Raw genomic sequence first — 17405 nt, 5'->3', positions numbered from 1 at the left:
TCACCGAGCCCACGCCGTGAGCGTGTCGAAGAACTCGCCGACATAGCCGTTGTAGACACAGACGGTGGCCAGGGAGCCCAGGCCGACCAGGATGATGAGCTCCCACCAGCGCGTGATCTTGAAGATCATCATGGTGACAACAGCGCCTATCAAGACGCCGACGATCACAAGCAGAGCCATGCTCTTGTCCAATCGTTGAGATGGTTACGCGGATGCCTTGCCGCGTAGTGCGGCCTTGGCGCGGCGCTTGTCCCAGCCAGACAGCTCCTCAACCCATTCGTTGAGGAGGCGGGAGGCGAGGCTGCGATCGGCGCCCGCATGGCGGGCCAGATCGATCGGGCGCGGGTGGCGCTTCTTCGCCACCTCGGATTCCCAGTAGAGGCGCATGACCTTGGTCTTCGTAGCCTCATCGGCGGCGTCGTTGACCTCTTGGGTGACCTCGTCAGGGGTCATCGGGTGGGTCAACATCCGGGTCACCGAGGGGTCCGCGGTCAGCGCCCGCTCGATGTCGAACCAGGCTTCGTCGGTGACGTCGAACGTGACGTCTTCGTTGACTCGTTCGACGGTCAACGAGGGAGTCACCGGAGCAGTCACGGCAGGGGTCAGCGTGGTGCCGTTCCGGGGGGCGGGGACGTCCACATGGGTGACAGTCTCGGTGACCAGCGGCGTGACCTTGTTGGTGACCTGCTCGGAGGTCGCCCGCTCGGTCAACGCCATCAGCGTCACCGCGGTCCGGTCGATGGCCCGCTGGGTCGCCTCGGCGGTGTCGAATTGCAGCACCTCGTTCAATGCCGTCTCGGCCCGCTCCCGGTCTTCCTGGGTCGTCGGGTCGGCCCACCTGGCGACCTTGTCCCGGCGTGCCAGCGTGGCCGTGCTGTTCAGCGCGTCGATCCGCGCCAGCAGAGCCGATTGCCGCGTCTCGTCGTCGGACAGGCCGGTGTGCTCGACGGCCTGGTCCATGGCCTTGTCGAGTTTGGCGAAGGCGGCGCGCAGCTTGCGCTCGGGGGCGCCGGCTTCGCGCAGCGCCTTGGCCCGCTTGGCGGCCAGCGCGACGCGGGTGAGCCTGCGGTGGGCGTCCACGTCGGCGGCGCTACGGTCGCGCGCCTCCGCCAGGCCGAGGCGGACCATGGCGCGTTCCAGCGTGAACCGCCAGTGGATGCCCTTGGTGCCGCGGATGCGGTGGCGTTCGATGGCCATGCCGCGCTCCCACAGCCACGCTGCGACCAGCGGGGCGGCGAGCCTGAACACCGCCTCCGGCAGCGAGCGGGCGTCCATGCTCGACAGGACCGCAGTGAGGACGGTGAGCGCCCACACGGCCATGCCGTCCACGCCGGCGGAGAAGTTCTCCCGCATGTTCCGGCGGGCACGCACCGCCGAGGTGACGATCGCGACCTCGATGAAGGCGAACAGCAGCACCCGCAGGAGGAATGGCAGGTGGAGTACGTCTTCGGCGAAGCGCCACATGCCGGTCGCGGAGACGCCGGTCGCGATCGAGGCGGCGACGATCGTCAGCACGTCCTCGATGGAACGGCTGGACAGGTACGCCTTCGTGAGGCGCCCGAGGCTGCGCAGACCTTTCAGAGAGGCGCGGCCGAACAGGAAGGTGAGCAGGAGGACGGCCAGCGCGCCGACACCCCACAGCACCTCGATGGGCGGGAGAGGGATGGAGATATGGGTCCATATCCACGCCCACCAGTCGGCGGGAGAGGAAACGGGAAACGGATCAACAGGACTACCGCTGAGCAGGTCAGCGGCATTACTTTGTGCCATGGGTCTCGGACCTGTCCTCTAGTCACGGAGGTTTCGAGATCAAGTCCCGGGGTCAGCGCGCCAACGCTGGCTCCGGGGCGTTCGGCTTATTCGGTTGTGTCTTGCTGGCGGCTCTTCTGGATGCGTTGGGTCACTGCTTGGTGGCTGACGCCGGCCAAGTCGGCGATCACTTCGCGGGGCCAGTTGCGGCGGCCGGCTTCTTCGATGAGTCGTCCTCGTTCGTCGCGGGCTTGTTCGCCTGCTTGTACGCGGGCGGCTGTTTCACGAAGTCGTGCGGCAAGCATGTCGTCGCTCACCTCCCGCTCGTCGGTCACTTCTTAGGTGTAGCAGTCGCACCAATGCTTTGCAAGCTACTTGCAGAAACGGACATGTGTAACCTTCCGGAGATAGGACGAAGGCCCTGCCGCCCACGACGGGCGGCAGGGCCTTTTCGTGTGCCTGGCAAGGCTGTCACGGGAGCCCTCGCCTTGCCAGGCGCGAAGGCCCCCGCCCGGGATTCGTAGGCGGGGGCCAGCTCGCGTCTTGCCCTACTTCGAGACTCGCCCGGTGCCGCCGCAGGGCCTGCAGTTCACCCACTTCTGCGTGACGACCTCGCCGCCCTTGCCGGTCTTCGTCCGGACCTCTTCGTTCCAGCCGCCGGCCCCGCTGCACTTGCTGCACTGCTGGGTTTCCTCGCCGGCCTCGATCGGCGCGACTGGTTCGGCGGGCGGCTCGAACTGGTCGGCGACGTCGGCGGCCTGCTCGGCGGTGAGGAACGGGATGCTCACGACACTCCCGCGGGGGGTGGTGATCGCAGTGAAGTGGTCACGGTCAGTGGTGCTCATGTCCCCGACGGTAGGACGTGGGGAATTTTGCGGCCAGTCGTTCACGGATTCCCTCCTATTTGTTTGCGGCAGCCCTGCCCTCCGTCCCCTCCGGCCGGAAGGGCAGGGCCGCCAGCGTCCCGGTGTCCGCGCTAGGACCGGGTTGATCGCCCGGCTCCCGCAATCCGCAGCAGAAAGCGGGGGCCGGGCTGTCTAGGTGAGGCGCTGTACGCACTCCGCGCACAGGGAGCCGTCCTTGAGGGAGTACGTCATCGGCTGCCCCCAGATCCAGTTGAGGACGACGCGCCGGCCGCACACCGCGTCACCGTAGGGTGCACCTGGCGGCCAAGGAACAGGCACTGCGTGCCGCTGTAGCGTGCCAAGCTCCGCCATGCCCACGCCGGGCCGGCCTGTGAACCCGATGCCGTACCCGGACACCTCTACCTCCGGCCTGGGAGTTCGGTGCTGTGGCTTCTGCCTGCGTCGCACGCGGTTGAGCCGGTTCTCTTCGCTGCCCAGCCGTCGGGGTCGGCGCTCACGTCGGGTCGCCCGTCCTGAACGGGATATCCACTGTGCGCCGCCAGGTGGACTGGGTCGCGAGATCCCGGCGGATGCGCAGCCAGGCGCACTCGGCCTCAAGCTGGTCGACGTGCCGGGAATCAGCCTGCTCTGGGATGCGCGCGTGCGCTTCGTCGGCGCCGAGCGGTTTGGCCCAGGTGGCGTGGAAGCCTTCGCCGTCTTCCCAGACGTTGAACTCTGGGATCTGGGGCATCGGGTTAGGCTGGTCCATATGTCGCACCTCCAGTGTGCGATCAGGGCCCGGTCTAGCGTTCGCGCGCTTGCCGGGCCCGACTCATGTCTGGCCATCGAGTCTGCCACGTCAAGGTGTCTTAAACCATATCCACGTGTATTACGGGGCGTCTACGTGTTGCTATGTCCACCCTGGTATGGCGCACGAATCTTGATCGCATGCATCCGAGTCGGTCGAAGTGGCGCCAGGCGTTCGCGGCGATCTGCGACCAGATCCGCACCGGTGAGCTGGCCCCTGGCGACCGGGTGCCCACGGTGCACGAACTCATGACCGGGTGGGACATGTCGAACACGGTCGCCCAGAAGGTGCACCGCGCCTTGCGCGAGGCCGGCCTGGTGGAGACGGAGCGGGGCACCGGAAGCTACGTGCTGGCGGGCGCCGCCGAGAAACTTCAGGCGGCCGAGGAGTAGCGCGGCAGCTACGTCTCCCCGCCGAAGGACTGGCCGAAGGGCTGATGTGTCGCGGTCACAGCGCCGACGAGGGCCGACTGCCACGCGAGGGTGGCCGCGAGGGTGACAGCATCCGACTCCAGGATTGTGGCTGCCGCGTTGGCGGCGCGCATCTCTTCCGTGAGTGGACCGCCGTACACGGCGAGCCACCGCTGCCGGCCGGAATCGTCTCGGACGCGGCTGATGTCCCAGCCGGGGTAGGTGTCCTGCAGTACGGCCAGTTGGCGGAGTTCGAACGGTTCGCGGGCGGCGGCAGCGCGGGCAGCTACTGCGGCTCTCGCGACGGCACTGTGGAGGTCGAGGGCGGCCTGGGTTGAGGCGTCGTTGGACACGGCGATTTCCTCACGGGCGACGTGGGTGGAGGTCGCGTCGGGCCAGGCGGGTGGCGCGGTCCCCGAGTGCCTGGCCTGCGAAGGTGTTCGCCGCTGACGTTAGAGAGCTGTGTCGTGGCAGCTCAACGAAGTTTCGATAAGTTTCTTAAAGATCAGTCGTTGGCTTCGATTAGCCTCCTGGCTGCCTCCCCATACACGCACACCTCGGACAGGGCGGTGAACGCTTTCTCGTAGACGGCGATGTCGTCCGGCTTCTTGATCCGGAACTGCGCCGCTACCCCATCCACCCTGACCTCGGCGGTGTCGTACAGCCAGAAGTTCTCCGGCGGCATCACCGGCGGGCGGACGTCTCGGGGCAGGATCCCCAGGGACACGTTCGGGTGGTCGTGGGTGTAGCCGGCCAGCCGCTCCCGCTGCTCACGCATTCCGCCCGCATCCAGCATCGGCGTGTGGAGTGCCTGCTCGCCGAGCAGGAACACGAACCGGCGGACGCCGCCGATGCTGTCCTGCTGCGACATGCGGGCCGCCACGGCGCGATCCAGGTCGTCCGGGATGCCGCGGAACGCGATGATGGTCGCCAGGTGGGCGCGGGCGTACGCCTCCGTCTGGAGCAGGCCGGGGACGGCGGAGTGCTGCCACACCCTGAGCTGGGTGGTGCGCTCGTAGAGGCTGATAAACGCCTCCTGGACCTCGAAGAGCCCTCGCTGCTCCAGGCGCCGCCATTCCGTGTACATGCTGTCGATGGTGCGCACCTGCGCTATCAGGTCGGGGATCTCATGGTCGGCGCCGCATGCGGTTGCCCACGCTTTGATGTCGTCGATGGTGGGGGGCTGCGTCGCGTTCTCGATTTTGCTGATGCGGGCTTTGCGGCCAGGCCATCCCATGGCGTCGGCGAGCTGGTCGCCGGTCATGGGGTTGCCGTGGGCGGGGTGGAGACGGAGCTCCTTGAGCCGATCGGCGAGCGCCCTTCGTGCTTCGTTGATCTTTTCTGTGCTGGCCATGCGGACCTCCCAGCTTCGGGGCATCTGTGTGCCCGACGCTACGCCGGGGGATGACTCCAGTCAGGATGTTTCTCGAAGAGTTTTAAGAAACTCGCCTATCCGTCATGGCGACAACGCAAAGGCCCCCCGGCTTGGATCTTCCGGGGGCCGCTGCCGTTCCAAGGGCTCCGGTTTTGCCGACGCGTCATCCCAAACCGCTGTCCGGGCGTCATGCGTTGTGCCAACCTACGGCAGGGCGGTCTGTTCGGGGACGAGGCCGGTGCGTAGACTCAAGTCGTCGACAGGTGGGACAAAGGTGGTCAGACCGCGACACAAGACGAAAGAGTTCGAGGCGGTCCTCAGGGAGGCCGAACAGAAGGGTTGGAGGGTCGAGCTCGGGGGGAATGGGCACTACAAGATGTACTGCCCGTGCCCACTGAAGTGCAAGAAGACGATGCCGAGCACACCGTCCGACCCGAACTGTCTGAAGAACCTACTGGGCCAGTTGAACAGGGTGACTTGCTGGTGAGGAGCAGTGTATGACCCACTACCTGCGCATGGATGCCGGATTCGTCTGCACCGACCAAGACGACAGCGACGACGCGTTCGACGCCTTCACCGACCGCGTCTTTGACGAGCTGGTTAAGCTTCAGGGCCTCGAAGTGGGCATCGTAGAGCCGGACCTGACCGCCAGTCTCGTTGAGCGCCGCATCCACTTCCTGATGGGGATCGAAGCGGCCACGCAAGTGGATGCAATCAAGCTGTTCCTAGCCAACGTTCAGTGCGCCCTTCACGCCGCAGAATGCGGCACCCAAGGGTTCCCGCGCTACGAGCTGACGCAAGAGGAGCAGCCGTCCACTCGTCGGGTGGAACTAGCAGACGCCTGACTTGAACACCGCGGCCCCGCCCCCTTGTGGGAGGCGGGGCCGTTCTGCTGCCTGCTGCCGCAGCAACAGCGAAGCCCCCGGCTTGATAGTCCGGGGGCCGCTGCCGTTGCTGGGCGATGCTTAGCGCTCGCAGACGACTCCGTCGCCGTCGCGGTCCTGATACCAGGCGTACTCCGCGTCAACCCCGCGGCGGTAAGGGCCGTACCCTGCCGCGTTCGCGTCGCCGCACGTCCGGTAGCGGGGGTCGACGCCGGACGGCTTGGTGGTGTTCGTCGGCGTGGGGGTGGGTGTCGGGGTGGTGCCGCCCGGCTTGTCGCACCGGCCGGACCAGATGCGCAGCCTGTCCTTCTTCGCTTTGGCCTGCTCGGCGCGCATCACGCTGATGTAGCGGTCGTTCGGCGCGTAGAGGACGGCCTTGCCGTACCCGTACCGGACGAGGTTGCGGTTGACGTGCACGCCCTTCGCGTTGAACGCGTAGTACAGCCACCTGCCGTAGCGGTCCTTCGGGTCCTTGTCGCGCAGAAGGTAGACGGCCTTGCCGACCGGCAGGAGGGCCTTGGTGCGGGCGGTAGCGGCGGAGAACCAGCACTGGCCCCGCTCGGGGGTGTCGACCTCCAGCAGCCGGACCCGCAGCGTCTTGCCGGCGCGGCGGACGTCGAGCGTGTCCCCGTCCACCACCTTCACGACGCTCGCGGTGATCGTGCCCTTCGGCAGTTTCGGCTTCGCTGCGGCGCCGGCCGGTAATGCGAGAGCGGGCAGGACCGCCGCAGCGACGACAGCGGCGGCAGCGCGTGCGATGAGACGCATGCAATCTCCAGGGGGAGAGGAAGCGGACGGGGTGTTAGACGCGCATCCTGCCCGCTGGGTGTGCACCTCTTGGAACGTTCTTGTGCGCGGGGGACAGGGCTCTACCTAGAGGTAGCGATGATCTCTACCGAAGAGGGCAGAATCTGCCCTCGCTGAGGGAGTCGGAGGGTAGGTCTACATGCCGATGCCGCGCAGAGGGTTGTCGGTCCATCGGTCGACGATCTGCATGTAGCCGAGCATCTCGCGGCTGTGCGGCGTCCATCCGCCCTGTGCGGCGATGGTGACCGCGTCGTGCTGACCACGACGCGCTTCGGTGGCCATGCCGGAACGCAGGCCGTGTGCGGTGCGGTGGCCGAGGTTGGCGCGCTCCGCGGCGCGGGTGACGATGTCGCCGACCCCCTCGGGGGACAGGCTGCCGAGGATGCGCCCATGCCGGTCGATGCGCCGGAAGGCGGGGCCGTCGCCGATACCCGAGCTGCCGAGCCACGCCTGCCAAGCGCGGACGGGGCAGGTGGACAGGTGCTGACCGTAGGGGACGGCAACGTCGCGGTAGCCGGTCTTGCTGACTCGCACCAGCACCTCCAGTCCTTCGGCGGCATCGACCATGTTGCGCACGTGCAGTCCGGCGAGCTCGTGGCGGCGGGCGCCGATGGCGAAGCCGACGACGAGCAGGGCACGGTCGCGGATGCCGGCCGGAGTGTCGGGACAGGCGAGGGACATGGCGCGGAGTTCTTCGACGGTGAACGCTTTCGCCTTGGCTGGTTCGCGTAGGTGGCCGGCTTCGGCGAGCTGTTTGAGCGCTCGGTCGAGAGTCTTGGCTGCCGCCTCGATGACGTCGGCCGGTATGGGGGTTCCTGCGTCCTTCATGGCGACGCGCACTCCGGTGAGGCGGCGTTGGATGGTTTTCGTCGCTTTGCCTTGTCCGAGCATCCATGCGACGAAGCCGCTATATGTTCCGGAGGTCACTTCTTGAGGTGGTATGCGGACTTTTGAGCAGTAGCGGAGCCAGGTGTTCCAGTCATCCTGGTATGCCTTGCTTGTGTTCTTGTTGGCGGTTTTGAGCAGGTAGTCCTTTGCCGCCTGATCCATGGCTTCGACGCGTTCTTGTGTGGTGGTCAGGTCATGGGATGTACGGGCGATCTCGTTCTGGCTCCGCATAAGGCGATGCTATCGGGGGTCAGCCAAGCGGCAGGGGTTCATCTGTCGGAACGGGCAGGACATGGCGACCAGTCAGCCTCGACAATGGGGGCCATGGATGAGATTGAGGACTTCGATCCGCCGCGCGTTCCCGACAGCATCGCTCGGCCGCTGATGGCCGTACTCGATGAGCAGGACAGGCAGCGAGGCGACTGGCCGAGTCCGCGGGAAGAGATTGCGCCTGCGCCGCCGTGGCCCGACTCCGACAACCCCATCCTTCGCCTGCTGCTGTGGAAGGCCGTTGAGCGCATCAAGAACGGCATGCCGGCGGACAAGGCGATGCTGGACCTAGCGGTGCACGCCTGGTTCGAGGGCGGGATCGACGGGTACGACCGCGGCCAGCGCGACGCACGACGCCCTCGTCTGGTCCAAGAGTAAGAGTGATCGTTTAGTGCCCTCTCGCTTTTGGGAAAGTCGCTTGCGGTCATATCCAATAGACCTGGTCAAGTACAGGACAGCACAGCGCTAGACCCCCATGGGCCTTACAAGCGAGGGGTCACTGGTTCGAAACCAGTACCGCCCACCTGAAAGTGCCAGAGCCACCCACCCGTTACCCAGGGCTTCGGTGGGCCGTCTGATGCCCGCCCTGTAAGCGTGGGCCTCGCTGGCGCTCGGACGTTCCTCCTGTGTCGGGCTTCGCCCGATGCTTGCGCCCCAGGGTAAGCAGGTTGCTCGTTTGGGATGCGTGGTCATCCGGCCTTCAGCGAAGAATCCCACCCCTGCCGTTGCTCTGGGGCACCGATTCGCAACCGGCGTGAACGTCACCGCAGGTGCCTCGGAGCATGACGTGGCAGCAGCACGGACCGTCACGCCGACCGTGGCGCTCGCCACCCCGAGCGAGCTCGCCAACCCCAGCGTCACGCCGCCACACGAATGCAGCCCTACGACCGCCACGTATGAGCTGGCCTCCGGTGGTGGCTGAAAGCGATCGACGATCCGGTACCTCATTCCTCAGCACCGGCTCACCGGATAGCGGGCGCCTACCCTTGATTGCGACGGCACGTCGGGCCAGGGAGAACGACGAACTGCTGTACAACTGCTGGATCCCTGGTTAGCCACTTACCTACTGATCCACGTCCTCATCGAGCGGCGGAAGGACGCCACATGCGTCGTCGATTTCTCCAGATGCGATCACTTCCTGCACTGCGGTGATCTTCGGGTCGAAGCCGGGTTCACGGATGACGATCAGATCGGAACACCAGAAGTACTGGCCGCTGAGGCACTCGCCTGTGTCCCGCCAGCGATCCATGGTGTTGCTGACGACACCGAGCGTCATGACCGTAGCGACCGGCGAGTGCCGTCGGACAGCGTGATGGTCGCGTCTGCTTCATCAGCTGTTTCAGGGGCGCACCCTTCCCAGTGAGGAATCAGCATCTCGAAGCCGGGTTTGCTGATGCGGTAGAACGCGCCGTCGATCTCGAGGCCCACCCTGCCGAGTACCACGGAACACTGGAGACGGGAGAGTCAAGCGTTGGTCGGTCGGGCCATTAGCAGGCCACCAAGGGGGTGACGAGCGGTCAACCACGGTCACTCCCGACCGGGTCTCTGCCCAGTTCAGCGCCTCATCGGGTCGTAAGCGATGCAGGTCCCAAGCCAATGGCTTCAGTTCGCCGGGAGCTTCGGGTAGTGCAAGACCTCCACGAACATGATCCGTCCCTCAACGACGTCAAGGATCAGATCGCCTCTCGCTGGAAGCAGCGGCACACATCTGTGCCCCGGACCGTACGCTCCGTCGGGCCGCTCGGCCGTATAGAAGCTCTGGCAGAAATCATCACTGCATCCGCACTTCTCATAGAACCGGATGTCCCAGGCGGAGATCGCGAGATCCTCCTCACCTTCCTCCCTCAGACACGCGATGAGATCTGCGAGTAGATCGGGAAACATTTCACGTACGAGAGGGCGCTCGATCTTGCTCATGTCTACACAGTCTCCCGGATCTTAGATCCGCAGGTTCCTGGGTGATCACGGCTGGCCCTGCCTCGCCGGATATACACGGGATGATCTTCCATGGCGGGGGAGGCGAGCATCGTACCCGGAGGTCAGAGGCTTGATGCAGCAGGAACGTCGGCCCCGTAAACCGTTGGCTTCTCGGTGGTGATCGGCCCCGATTGAGGCGGAAGACACGTACATCCGTACGGTGTGCCATTCGGTGGCCACAGTGCGACGAGGAAGCTCCGCATCCGCTCGATACGGCGCTTCTCCCAGCTCGATCCGCCGTGGACGGGTTGGAGATCGAAGCCCAAGAAGCTGCAGGAGGACCGGGAGTTCCGTGAGATGAACCTTCCCCTGGGCGACCACGATCGCCCGGGGATGATGACCGGATGGGCCGCGGCATCCTCATCGAGGCGTCGATTGGCAGGAATGCAGCGCTTTTTGGCTCCCTAAAATCTATTGTCCAAGATCTTACTATGCTAATTTGCAGGAAAGCACATCAACTGCATTGCAGGCTAGGAAATATATCGGTGGATAAGGGATAGCCGCCGATCCGGCAGCTCGCCAGAATCGTACGGGAAGGGCCGCCGGCGCAATCGAAATTGACATTCGAAGGCATGTGCAGCCTCGACGTGAAACCACCAGCATCACTCAATCATCGGTGGCTCGTAGATGGGAGAAAAGGATGAGTTTCCGGCGAATTATCATGATTCTCACGGTGGCACTAGGGCTCTTCATGTCATGGGCCTCGGCGGTGTCGGCAGCCCCGGCAGCGCCGGGAGCATCTACCGCCTCGGCTGCGGCTGATTGCAACGGGTACCAGCCGTACGCCTATCCTCCGAGCCGGAACGGAGACGTGATCTCCGGAATCGGCGGATGCGGCAACCAAGCGGTCACGGTGGAGATCTGGATCGACGTGCCTGGATTCGACGTAAGGGCAGGCTGCTGTCCCCGGGGTACCAGCCCGGTCACCTCGTACGCCTACTGCAGCACGACCGGCGCCGGAAACTACTACACACTGGCCAGGACAACGGCCGGTAACGTGGAGTCAGCGCGAAGGTGGCTCTGCTAGCCGGTACCGCGCCGGCTGACACCGCCAGTTGAACGGCTGCATCCTGTGCCCCCACATGCGGGCGGAGGATGCGGCCGTTCACCATGAACATGGCTACATATCGACTGGCGCCGAAACGCCGCAATGCACGGCTTTTTATTTACATTGCAGTCCGCAACCGGCGTCCCGGCCCCTACCCCGATTCCGTCGGCCTGGACGACCGCAGTCGAATGGGAATGCCGCCCCGCCGTCAGAGATTTCTCTTGTTACTCAGCGATCTTGTGGCTGTAAGGTCACGCGAGCGTCAGGCTGTCGCATCCCGCGCGGTGACCATTCCTTGCCGACGAGCCCGGCGCGGTCGAGGATCTTACGGGAGTCCCGCCGCAGGTTGTGCGCGTTGTCGCTCTGAGCCCGGAAGGCCAGCCCGGAAGTGTTGCCACTCTGAGCCCGGAAGACCGGCCCGGAAGTGTCGTCCTGTTCCTCGTGCAGTTCACGCGGCGCCTCCGCGCAGAGCCGAGGAAGCTTGAGCGACCGCCGGGGCTTCACCGTCTTGTGTCGCTTTCGGCCCGTACGGACGGGCAGCAGCAGGTCCTGGACCGGCTGACCGACGACTGGAGCCAGCAGCAGCGCCTCGGCTTCTGCCGAGCGATGATCAGCCTGATCCAGCGTTGCGACACCTTGACCGCATGACGGACGCCAACGCTGCTGCGGGCCTGGACGGGCGGTGCGGGCTGGCGCATGGCAACGCTGTGGCTCACGATGGTGTGGCCGGATCACCCCCACGGGAAGGTCGATGCCATGCGCTTACGTACTTGGCCGGCGCTGGGCGCCGTCGTCGCCGTAGGTCTGCTGGGGACGCAGCCCGCCATGGCGGCGCAGGCGTCGGTGGAGTTCTCCGCCGGCTCCGGGGACCAGTGCGGCCGCGGCGTCACGGAGGGAACGCTCGACTGGCTGGAAGGGCCCGTCATCAAGCCGATCGTGCAGGTCAAGGGCACTTTGGCCGATGACCCCGACATCTCACCGTGCGCTCCGGACCAGATGCATTCGAGGGCCACCTTCACGGCCTACAACGGCGACACCATCGTCGACTCCGAGACGCTCCGGGCGGACGACGGCACCGTAGAGCTCGACTTCGGACTGTCCGACCCGAACGGCGTCACCGCGATCGATCGCGTGGTCGTCCAGGTGTGCCGGTTCCCCAACTCGCCCATCGGGACCAGCTACTGCGGCAAGGCGGCGGAGTACAAGACGCCCTGAGCCGGAGGGTGGGGGCACGGTACATGCCCATCGAGGGGCGCTGGGCTTCATGGCAGGGGCCCGGGCGATCGGCCGGGCCCGATGAGGCGGGGTGTCAGGCCTGGGCCTTGCCATGCGGAAGTGGGTGGGGCGCTCGCTGACGAGCTCGGCCTCGCCGTTGCTCGCGAGGGTGTCCAGGGCGTTGGCGACCGCTCCGGAGGAACGGTTGAGGACCTTGGCGATCTCGTTGGCGGTGAGGGCGAGGTCGGGGTGCTTGATCAGGTGGGTCAGGACGTCCGGGCGCAGGGGCGGGGGCGTTGCGGTCGCCGCGCGAGGAGCCCGAGCGGTGGTCCCAAGCTCCTGCCCCGCCTGCGGCGGCCAGGTGCGTAGCGATGTACGTTTCATGAGCCAGTGGCGGGCCTCGCCGAGAGGGTCTCATATCGTCCCTGGTCAGAGAGGCCGCCATGGCCTGGCGTCAGCTCTCAGGGCGGAAGTCGCGGTCGCGGGCCTGGCTGTGCGGCGGGCGAGCGGATACCGTCCGGTCGGGCACGTCAGGGCGAGGAGTCTGCCCGGTCGGCGTCGTACTCCGCTCTGCCGGCGGGATGCGATCGGGCCGGGCCTGTTGCGAGCCCGGACGCGCTCCGGTCCTGGGAACCAGTGTCCTCCGGACCCCGACGCCCCCCGTCTCTGGAGCCGACATGCCAGCAAAACGCTGGGCAGCCCCCGCGTTGCTCGCCTTGTCCCTGCCGTTGCTCGCCCCGCTGACCGTACTCACTCCACCGGCCGCTGCGGCTGCGTCGTCGTCCGTCACGGACAGCGGCGCGCGGGGGGCAGAAGCCTCTGCGGTGCCGCTGGAGGAGATCAACGCGACCACCACCCAGGTCGCGTTCGGGTTGCGCCGCCCCACCGCCATCGCCGCGCCCGACGACGGAACGAACCGGCTGCTCATCATCGAGAAGCGCGGCACCGTACGCGTCTACCATCCGGACACCGGTCTCGAATCCACCCCGATCATCGACATCAGGGCGTCGGTGGACGAATCCGGCAACGAGCGGGGGCTGCTCGGCATCGCCCTCGCGCCCGACTTCGCCGAGAGTCAGGACCTGTACCTGGCCTACACCGCGCTGCCGGACGGCGCGGTGACCCTGGCCCGATACGAGCTCGACACCGCGAATCTCGAGCCGTTGCTGTCCCAGGAGCACGCCGAGCACAGCAACCACAACGGCGGCCAGCTCGCCTTCGGCACCGACGGCAACCTGTACATGAGCATCGGCGACGGCGGCGGCTCCGGAGACCCCTTCGACACCGGGCAGCGCCTGGACACCCTGCTGGGCAAGATCCTGCGCGTCGACGTGAGCCGGAGCTGCGGCGACCTGGCCTACTGCGTGCCCGAGGACAACCCGTTCGTCGGCGTCGAGGGCGCCCGCGAGGAGATATGGATGTACGGCGGGCGCAACCCGTGGCGCTTCTCCATCGACCATGCGGACGGCTCGATGTGGATCGGCGACGTCGGCCAGGGCCGGTGGGAGGAGATCAACCACGTCAAGCGCGGACAGCAGGCCGGCGCGAACCTCGGCTGGTCCTGCTACGAGGGGCTGGAGGTGTTCGACGAGGCTCAGTGCCGCTCCGACGCCGAGTACACCGAGCCGGTCTTCACCTACTCCCCGTACACCGGTGGCTGCGCGGTCATCGGCGGCCAGGTGTACCGCGGTCAGGAGTTCGCCGACCTGGTCGGCGGCACCTACATCGCCACCGACTACTGCTCCAACACCGTGTGGGCGCTGCGCGAGGACGGCTCGGGCGGCTATACCCCTGCCGAGCTCGGCCAGATGCCCACGCAGGTCACCGCGTTCGGCGCCACCCCGGAGGGCGAGTTCTACGTCGTCAACGACCTTCCCGGCGGCCTGCACCGCGTGTCGTTCGAGCGGGCCGAGCCGACCTGCCGGATCGAACAGACCACGCGGACCTGGGGCGGCGGCATGACCGTCGACCTCACCATCACCAACACCGGCACCACACCGATCAGCGGGTGGACCCTGAGGTTCTCCCTCACTCGGGGCCAGACCATCATCTCGGACTGGAACACCGACCTCACCCAGGGCGGTGACCTCGTCACCGCGGCCAACGCCGACCACAACGGCTCCATCGCCCCTGGCCAGAGCGTCACCATGGGCTACCTCGCCAGCCACACGGGCAACGCGTCCCTGCCGAGCCGATACTCACTCAACAGAGACGCCTGCGCCGTCGAACCCTGATCAGCACCGCACCGGTCGCCGATCTGGCCGGTACGGCGAGCATGGCGACCTGATCGAAGCCGCCTACGTCCGGCCTCGGCTGCGGCAGTTCTTCCCCTACACGGGCCTCTGGTCGTCGCGGCTCTCAACGACCAGAGGCGGATGGGGGACCTCGCCGGGGTCGAATCGAGTTGCTCACACCGTATCTCCGGCGCCGGCGAGGTCATGTCGAAGGGGAGGGCGGGATACTCTGCCTGCGGTGCCTCGAACCACGTGACCGGAGGAGTCGATGCTGGGATGACGGCAGGGCGACCGATGCCTACACAGGACGACGTGCTCGGGTACTTCAACACGCTGTCGAACTGGGGACGGTGGGGCGACGACGACGAGCTCGGCACTCTGAACCACATCACCGACGACGTCCGGCTGGCGGCGGCGCGGGCCGTGCGCCACGGCAGGAGCGTGTCGTGCGCATGGGAGGTTGCCGTACCGGAAGACATGGAGCGGTCGACGACGACGTGCCCGTGCGCCGCCGACATGCCGGGCGCCGAGAACATGCCGGTGCCCGGATTCCGCAACGACCGGCGCTGGGGCTTTTCGTCCGAGCGGCTCGGCGTCACGTTCCACGGCAACACCCTCACCCACGTCGACTCCCCGTGCCACATCTTCTGGGACGGCACGATGTACAACGGGCGGTCGCACGCGCAGGTCGACGCCGCAACGGGATCGGCGTGGGCGGCCGTCACGGCGGCGGCGAACGGGATCATCACGCGTGGTGTCCTGCTGGACATCGCGAGCGTGCGGGATGTGCCGTGGTTGGAACCGGGGGAGGGTGTGTTTCCCGATGATCTTGAGGAGGCCGAGCGGCGCCAGGGTGTGCGGGTGCGATCCGGCGATGCGGTACTCCTGCGGACCGGCTACGGCCGCGTCCGGCACGAGACCGGTGCGGTCAGCGGTTTCACCCAGGCCGGGTGGCACGCGTCCTGCCTGCCGTGGCTGCACGAACGGCAGGTCGCGCTGATCGGCGCCGACACCCCCCAGGACGTTCAGCCATCAGGGTACGAAGACGTGTTGATGCCGGTCCACGCCGTGAGCCTCGTCGCGATGGGTCTGTGGATGCTCGACAACTGCGACCTGGAGGCGTGCGCGACGACGGCTGCCGAGCTCGGCCAGTGGGACTTCCACCTCGCAGTCGCGCCGGTCCGCTTCGCCGGTACGTCCGGCAGCCCGGTCAACCCGATCGCCACATTCTGACGGGAAGGGTTCAGGAACAACGCTTGGAGCGGCGGCTCTATGCGGGGCTCAGTCCGGATAGCTCATGCTGTGGTCGAGGGCGTGCAAACCGTTGGGGCACGTGACGTGCGAGGTCTGATCAACGTTCCGCCACTCACCGTAGTACCAGTTACCGTCGCCGCATTTCACCCAGGCCTGATGCGCGCGGTTGACACACCAGGTCTGCGTGAAGTTGTGGCCGGCCTCTAGAGTGCAGCCGGGCGGTACATAGACACTCGCCGATGCACCGGAACTGGGGGCCGCAAAGGCTGACTGCGTGCCGAATGCCAGCATCGCAGCGGCAGTAAGGATGCCGCCAAGCAGCCCGGCACGAATTCGTCTTCTCATTGAGGGTTCCTTTCTGAATGCCTCTTTGCGTGACCGCTGTTTCGTGAATTGGATGAGAACACTTGAGGTACGAATTCGATAATCGCAGATCGTGCACGGCGATGCCCATCGTTGTACTGCCAGCTTTCGCCTGCTTCCCGCCAACGTCGTCGCGCTGGGTGGGCACCGATGGTCGACCGGTCGAAAGAACGCGACTCGACCATGGGTAAGGACAGGATTCACCGCGCCCCGGGGCGAGCGCGTGTTCCCGGATCGTCAGACGACGTCAGCACATCCCGGGCACTCCGCCATCAACAGCGTCCCGGAGTCCTCGTCCACATGCGCCACAGAGCGGGCGCCCAGGCAGTAGCGGCACGGCAGCGCGGCGGCCACGACCGGGTCGGCCCACGCCTTGTGCTCCCAGGCCGGTGGCTGTACCGGCGGCGGGTTCTGGTCGCGTTCGGCGGGCTCATGCGCGCCGCCGACCCAGCCTCGGCCCTGGCAGAACCGGCAGGTGAGGAACATCCGGCCGAGCCGCCGCCCTCGGCGGCCTTCGCACTCCGGGCAGGTGATGGGGTCGCTCATCCGCGCCGTCCGGTGCCGCTGCACGCGCCACAGGAGACCCACTCGTTGTGGCTCTCCTGCTTCCCGTTCTTCTCGATCCACTCGCCACCCGCGCCGAGGCAGGTGTCGCAGATCGGCGGCTCGTCACTCTTGGCCATGCCGGGGACCGTACCCACATGAACGCGGTTCGACGATGGTGGGTGAGCGGAATGCCACCGGTGGGCCATGCCCTGACGTGGCGAGAACGTCCGGGGGCCGTACCGGATGACGACGCTCCAGCGTTCGGACCTGGTGCGAGCCGGCCGACGGCGGCCGGCCTCATGCTCAGTCCAGTGCACTGATCGTTCGTTCGAAGGGATCAGGCGGCCTTGTCCTCGGGGACCGAAGGGCCACGCACGGCCCGCCAGATCAGATACGACTGCAGCACGCCCGCGCCGGTGAGGATCACTATGAGGAGTACGGGGTCCGCCGTCTGAGGCGGGAGCGCATCCCATCCCCACCAGATAAGCGGCCCAAGCGGGATCGTAACGAACATGAGGGCGACGCCGGACAGCAGGATCGGGTCCTGGACGGTCAGCAAGATCACCACCGAGACAACGCCAAGGAGCAGCACGAGACTGGCGTACACACCGGCGAGAACTGCCGCGACACGGCCATTTCGGTAATGCCTCATGCGGTCACGCTCCTCGGACGCCCCGTAGAGGAGGCCGAGTGTACCCATCGAGGTTTCTCAGTGACGATCAGCGGCGAGGA

The 17405-nt window shown here is 66.5% G+C and carries 25 protein-coding genes; 9 read left to right on the top strand and 16 right to left on the bottom strand.

The annotated features are described in order from the left end of the window. From ACIBQX_RS11130 to ACIBQX_RS11110, 5 genes are all read right to left on the bottom strand, one after another. Window positions 1-180 (bottom strand): hypothetical protein, encoded by a 180-nt coding sequence (locus ACIBQX_RS11130; protein WP_397003046.1) that lies wholly within the window; start codon window positions 178-180, stop codon window positions 1-3. A 24-nt stretch (window positions 181-204) separates the two neighbouring features. After that, complete coding sequence (locus tag ACIBQX_RS11125) at window positions 205-1770, bottom strand: hypothetical protein (protein ID WP_397003044.1); 1566 nt, start codon at window positions 1768-1770, stop codon at window positions 205-207. A gap of 86 nt (window positions 1771-1856) precedes the next feature. Continuing rightward, the gene (locus ACIBQX_RS11120) at window positions 1857-2084 is read right to left on the bottom strand and encodes a hypothetical protein (RefSeq protein WP_397003042.1); all 228 of its coding nucleotides are present in this window, start codon (window positions 2082-2084) and stop codon (window positions 1857-1859) included. Window positions 2085-2297: 213 nt separating this feature from the next. Then, window positions 2298-2594 (bottom strand): hypothetical protein, encoded by a 297-nt coding sequence (locus ACIBQX_RS11115; RefSeq protein WP_397003040.1) that lies wholly within the window; start codon window positions 2592-2594, stop codon window positions 2298-2300. A gap of 514 nt (window positions 2595-3108) precedes the next feature. After that, on the bottom strand, window positions 3109-3345 hold the full coding sequence (locus ACIBQX_RS11110) for a hypothetical protein (RefSeq protein ID WP_397003038.1): 237 nt from the start codon (window positions 3343-3345) through the stop codon (window positions 3109-3111). A 197-nt stretch (window positions 3346-3542) separates the two neighbouring features. Here ACIBQX_RS11110 and ACIBQX_RS11105 point away from each other — a divergent pair, with 197 nt between their 5' ends. Continuing rightward, on the top strand, window positions 3543-3794 hold the full coding sequence (locus tag ACIBQX_RS11105; protein ID WP_397003036.1) for a GntR family transcriptional regulator: 252 nt from the start codon (window positions 3543-3545) through the stop codon (window positions 3792-3794). Window positions 3795-3802: 8 nt separating this feature from the next. On the opposite strand, the gene ACIBQX_RS11100 is transcribed toward ACIBQX_RS11105, so the two are convergent. Together ACIBQX_RS11100 and ACIBQX_RS11095 are read right to left on the bottom strand one after the other, a co-directional pair. Further along, entirely contained in the window at window positions 3803-4165 is a 363-nt protein-coding gene (locus ACIBQX_RS11100; RefSeq protein ID WP_397003034.1) for a hypothetical protein, read from the bottom strand. Window positions 4166-4317: 152 nt separating this feature from the next. Beyond that, window positions 4318-5166, bottom strand: a complete 849-nt coding sequence (locus tag ACIBQX_RS11095) for a helix-turn-helix domain-containing protein (protein ID WP_397003032.1) — start codon at window positions 5164-5166, stop codon at window positions 4318-4320. A 518-nt stretch (window positions 5167-5684) separates the two neighbouring features. On the opposite strand from ACIBQX_RS11095, the gene ACIBQX_RS11090 reads away from it, so the two are divergent. Next, window positions 5685-6032, top strand: coding sequence for a hypothetical protein (locus ACIBQX_RS11090; RefSeq protein WP_397003030.1), 348 nt, complete (start codon window positions 5685-5687; stop codon window positions 6030-6032). A gap of 120 nt (window positions 6033-6152) precedes the next feature. Here ACIBQX_RS11090 and ACIBQX_RS11085 read toward each other — a convergent pair whose 3' ends face one another. Next, window positions 6153-6839 (bottom strand): thermonuclease family protein, encoded by a 687-nt coding sequence (locus ACIBQX_RS11085; RefSeq protein WP_397003028.1) that lies wholly within the window; start codon window positions 6837-6839, stop codon window positions 6153-6155. Window positions 6840-7013: 174 nt separating this feature from the next. Then, entirely contained in the window at window positions 7014-7997 is a 984-nt protein-coding gene (locus tag ACIBQX_RS11080; protein WP_397003026.1) for a tyrosine-type recombinase/integrase, read from the bottom strand. 93 nt (window positions 7998-8090) lie between these two features. Here ACIBQX_RS11080 and ACIBQX_RS11075 point away from each other — a divergent pair, with 93 nt between their 5' ends. Both ACIBQX_RS11075 and ACIBQX_RS11070 read left to right on the top strand, forming a co-directional pair. Then, window positions 8091-8414: a hypothetical protein gene (locus tag ACIBQX_RS11075; protein WP_397003024.1), complete on the top strand. Its 324-nt coding sequence runs from the start codon at window positions 8091-8093 to the stop codon at window positions 8412-8414. 409 nt (window positions 8415-8823) lie between these two features. Further along, complete coding sequence (locus ACIBQX_RS11070) at window positions 8824-8958, top strand: hypothetical protein (RefSeq protein ID WP_397003022.1); 135 nt, start codon at window positions 8824-8826, stop codon at window positions 8956-8958. 141 nt (window positions 8959-9099) lie between these two features. Here the strand turns inward: ACIBQX_RS11070 and ACIBQX_RS11065 are convergent, their stop codons facing one another. From ACIBQX_RS11065 to ACIBQX_RS11055, 3 genes are all read right to left on the bottom strand, one after another. Further along, window positions 9100-9312 (bottom strand): hypothetical protein, encoded by a 213-nt coding sequence (locus ACIBQX_RS11065; RefSeq protein WP_397003020.1) that lies wholly within the window; start codon window positions 9310-9312, stop codon window positions 9100-9102. Further along, complete coding sequence (locus tag ACIBQX_RS11060) at window positions 9309-9464, bottom strand: hypothetical protein (RefSeq protein ID WP_397003019.1); 156 nt, start codon at window positions 9462-9464, stop codon at window positions 9309-9311. The genes ACIBQX_RS11065 and ACIBQX_RS11060 overlap by 4 nt, the downstream gene beginning before the upstream one ends. Before the next feature lie 174 nt (window positions 9465-9638). Beyond that, window positions 9639-9953, bottom strand: coding sequence for a hypothetical protein (locus ACIBQX_RS11055; protein WP_397003017.1), 315 nt, complete (start codon window positions 9951-9953; stop codon window positions 9639-9641). Between the two features lie 1549 nt (window positions 9954-11502). Here ACIBQX_RS11055 and ACIBQX_RS11050 point away from each other — a divergent pair. The 5 genes from ACIBQX_RS11050 to ACIBQX_RS11030 all read left to right on the top strand — a co-directional run bounded on the left by ACIBQX_RS11050 (window position 11503) and on the right by ACIBQX_RS11030 (window position 15743). Next, window positions 11503-11709, top strand: a complete 207-nt coding sequence (locus ACIBQX_RS11050; RefSeq protein ID WP_397003015.1) for a hypothetical protein — start codon at window positions 11503-11505, stop codon at window positions 11707-11709. Window positions 11710-11817: 108 nt separating this feature from the next. After that, complete coding sequence (locus ACIBQX_RS11045) at window positions 11818-12276, top strand: hypothetical protein (protein WP_397003014.1); 459 nt, start codon at window positions 11818-11820, stop codon at window positions 12274-12276. A 677-nt stretch (window positions 12277-12953) separates the two neighbouring features. Beyond that, window positions 12954-14510 carry a PQQ-dependent sugar dehydrogenase gene (locus ACIBQX_RS11040; RefSeq protein ID WP_397003012.1) on the top strand — a complete coding sequence of 519 codons (1557 nt, stop codon included), beginning with the start codon at window positions 12954-12956 and terminating at the stop codon, window positions 14508-14510. After that, window positions 14407-14766 carry a DUF6193 family natural product biosynthesis protein gene (locus ACIBQX_RS11035; RefSeq protein WP_397003863.1) on the top strand — a complete coding sequence of 120 codons (360 nt, stop codon included), beginning with the start codon at window positions 14407-14409 and terminating at the stop codon, window positions 14764-14766. Before ACIBQX_RS11040 ends, ACIBQX_RS11035 begins: the two co-directional genes overlap by 104 nt. Before the next feature lie 38 nt (window positions 14767-14804). Then, a complete protein-coding gene (locus tag ACIBQX_RS11030) occupies window positions 14805-15743 on the top strand; it encodes a cyclase family protein (RefSeq protein WP_397003010.1) in 939 nt (312 codons plus the stop codon). A gap of 48 nt (window positions 15744-15791) precedes the next feature. Here ACIBQX_RS11030 and ACIBQX_RS11025 read toward each other — a convergent pair whose 3' ends face one another. The 4 genes from ACIBQX_RS11025 to ACIBQX_RS11010 form a co-directional block, all read right to left on the bottom strand. After that, entirely contained in the window at window positions 15792-16109 is a 318-nt protein-coding gene (locus tag ACIBQX_RS11025; protein WP_397003008.1) for a hypothetical protein, read from the bottom strand. 255 nt (window positions 16110-16364) lie between these two features. Next, window positions 16365-16673 (bottom strand): hypothetical protein, encoded by a 309-nt coding sequence (locus ACIBQX_RS11020; protein ID WP_397003006.1) that lies wholly within the window; start codon window positions 16671-16673, stop codon window positions 16365-16367. Further along, window positions 16670-16810, bottom strand: a complete 141-nt coding sequence (locus ACIBQX_RS11015) for a hypothetical protein (RefSeq protein ID WP_397003004.1) — start codon at window positions 16808-16810, stop codon at window positions 16670-16672. Before ACIBQX_RS11015 ends, ACIBQX_RS11020 begins: the two co-directional genes overlap by 4 nt. A 200-nt stretch (window positions 16811-17010) precedes the next feature. After that, window positions 17011-17373 (bottom strand): SCO4225 family membrane protein, encoded by a 363-nt coding sequence (locus ACIBQX_RS11010; protein WP_397003002.1) that lies wholly within the window; start codon window positions 17371-17373, stop codon window positions 17011-17013. Between the last annotated feature and the right edge of the window lie 32 nt (window positions 17374-17405).

Source organism: Nonomuraea sp. NPDC049714, from assembly GCF_044465295.1.
Taxonomy (GTDB): domain Bacteria; phylum Actinomycetota; class Actinomycetes; order Streptosporangiales; family Streptosporangiaceae; genus Nonomuraea.
This window is presented reverse-complemented; position numbering and strand designations above follow the sequence as displayed.

Excerpts from the sequence above, each read along its gene's own strand:
- ACIBQX_RS11130 (WP_397003046.1), bottom strand. The coding sequence starts at position 180 with ATGGCTCTGCTTGTGATCGTCGGCGTCTTGATAGGCGCTGTTGTCACC.
- ACIBQX_RS11125 (WP_397003044.1), bottom strand. The coding sequence starts at position 1,770 with ATGGCACAAAGTAATGCCGCTGACCTGCTCAGCGGTAGTCCTGTTGAT.
- ACIBQX_RS11115 (WP_397003040.1), bottom strand. The coding sequence starts at position 2,594 with ATGAGCACCACTGACCGTGACCACTTCACTGCGATCACCACCCCCCGC.
- ACIBQX_RS11110 (WP_397003038.1), bottom strand. The coding sequence starts at position 3,345 with ATGCCCCAGATCCCAGAGTTCAACGTCTGGGAAGACGGCGAAGGCTTC.
- ACIBQX_RS11105 (WP_397003036.1), top strand. The coding sequence starts at position 3,543 with ATGCATCCGAGTCGGTCGAAGTGGCGCCAGGCGTTCGCGGCGATCTGC.
- ACIBQX_RS11095 (WP_397003032.1), bottom strand. The coding sequence starts at position 5,166 with ATGGCCAGCACAGAAAAGATCAACGAAGCACGAAGGGCGCTCGCCGAT.
- ACIBQX_RS11090 (WP_397003030.1), top strand. The coding sequence starts at position 5,685 with ATGACCCACTACCTGCGCATGGATGCCGGATTCGTCTGCACCGACCAA.
- ACIBQX_RS11085 (WP_397003028.1), bottom strand. The coding sequence starts at position 6,839 with ATGCGTCTCATCGCACGCGCTGCCGCCGCTGTCGTCGCTGCGGCGGTC.
- ACIBQX_RS11080 (WP_397003026.1), bottom strand. The coding sequence starts at position 7,997 with ATGCGGAGCCAGAACGAGATCGCCCGTACATCCCATGACCTGACCACC.
- ACIBQX_RS11075 (WP_397003024.1), top strand. The coding sequence starts at position 8,091 with ATGGATGAGATTGAGGACTTCGATCCGCCGCGCGTTCCCGACAGCATC.
- ACIBQX_RS11065 (WP_397003020.1), bottom strand. The coding sequence starts at position 9,312 with ATGACGCTCGGTGTCGTCAGCAACACCATGGATCGCTGGCGGGACACA.
- ACIBQX_RS11055 (WP_397003017.1), bottom strand. The coding sequence starts at position 9,953 with ATGAGCAAGATCGAGCGCCCTCTCGTACGTGAAATGTTTCCCGATCTA.
- ACIBQX_RS11045 (WP_397003014.1), top strand. The coding sequence starts at position 11,818 with ATGCGCTTACGTACTTGGCCGGCGCTGGGCGCCGTCGTCGCCGTAGGT.
- ACIBQX_RS11040 (WP_397003012.1), top strand. The coding sequence starts at position 12,954 with ATGCCAGCAAAACGCTGGGCAGCCCCCGCGTTGCTCGCCTTGTCCCTG.
- ACIBQX_RS11030 (WP_397003010.1), top strand. The coding sequence starts at position 14,805 with ATGCCTACACAGGACGACGTGCTCGGGTACTTCAACACGCTGTCGAAC.
- ACIBQX_RS11025 (WP_397003008.1), bottom strand. The coding sequence starts at position 16,109 with ATGAGAAGACGAATTCGTGCCGGGCTGCTTGGCGGCATCCTTACTGCC.
- ACIBQX_RS11020 (WP_397003006.1), bottom strand. The coding sequence starts at position 16,673 with ATGAGCGACCCCATCACCTGCCCGGAGTGCGAAGGCCGCCGAGGGCGG.
- ACIBQX_RS11015 (WP_397003004.1), bottom strand. The coding sequence starts at position 16,810 with ATGGCCAAGAGTGACGAGCCGCCGATCTGCGACACCTGCCTCGGCGCG.
- ACIBQX_RS11010 (WP_397003002.1), bottom strand. The coding sequence starts at position 17,373 with ATGGGTACACTCGGCCTCCTCTACGGGGCGTCCGAGGAGCGTGACCGC.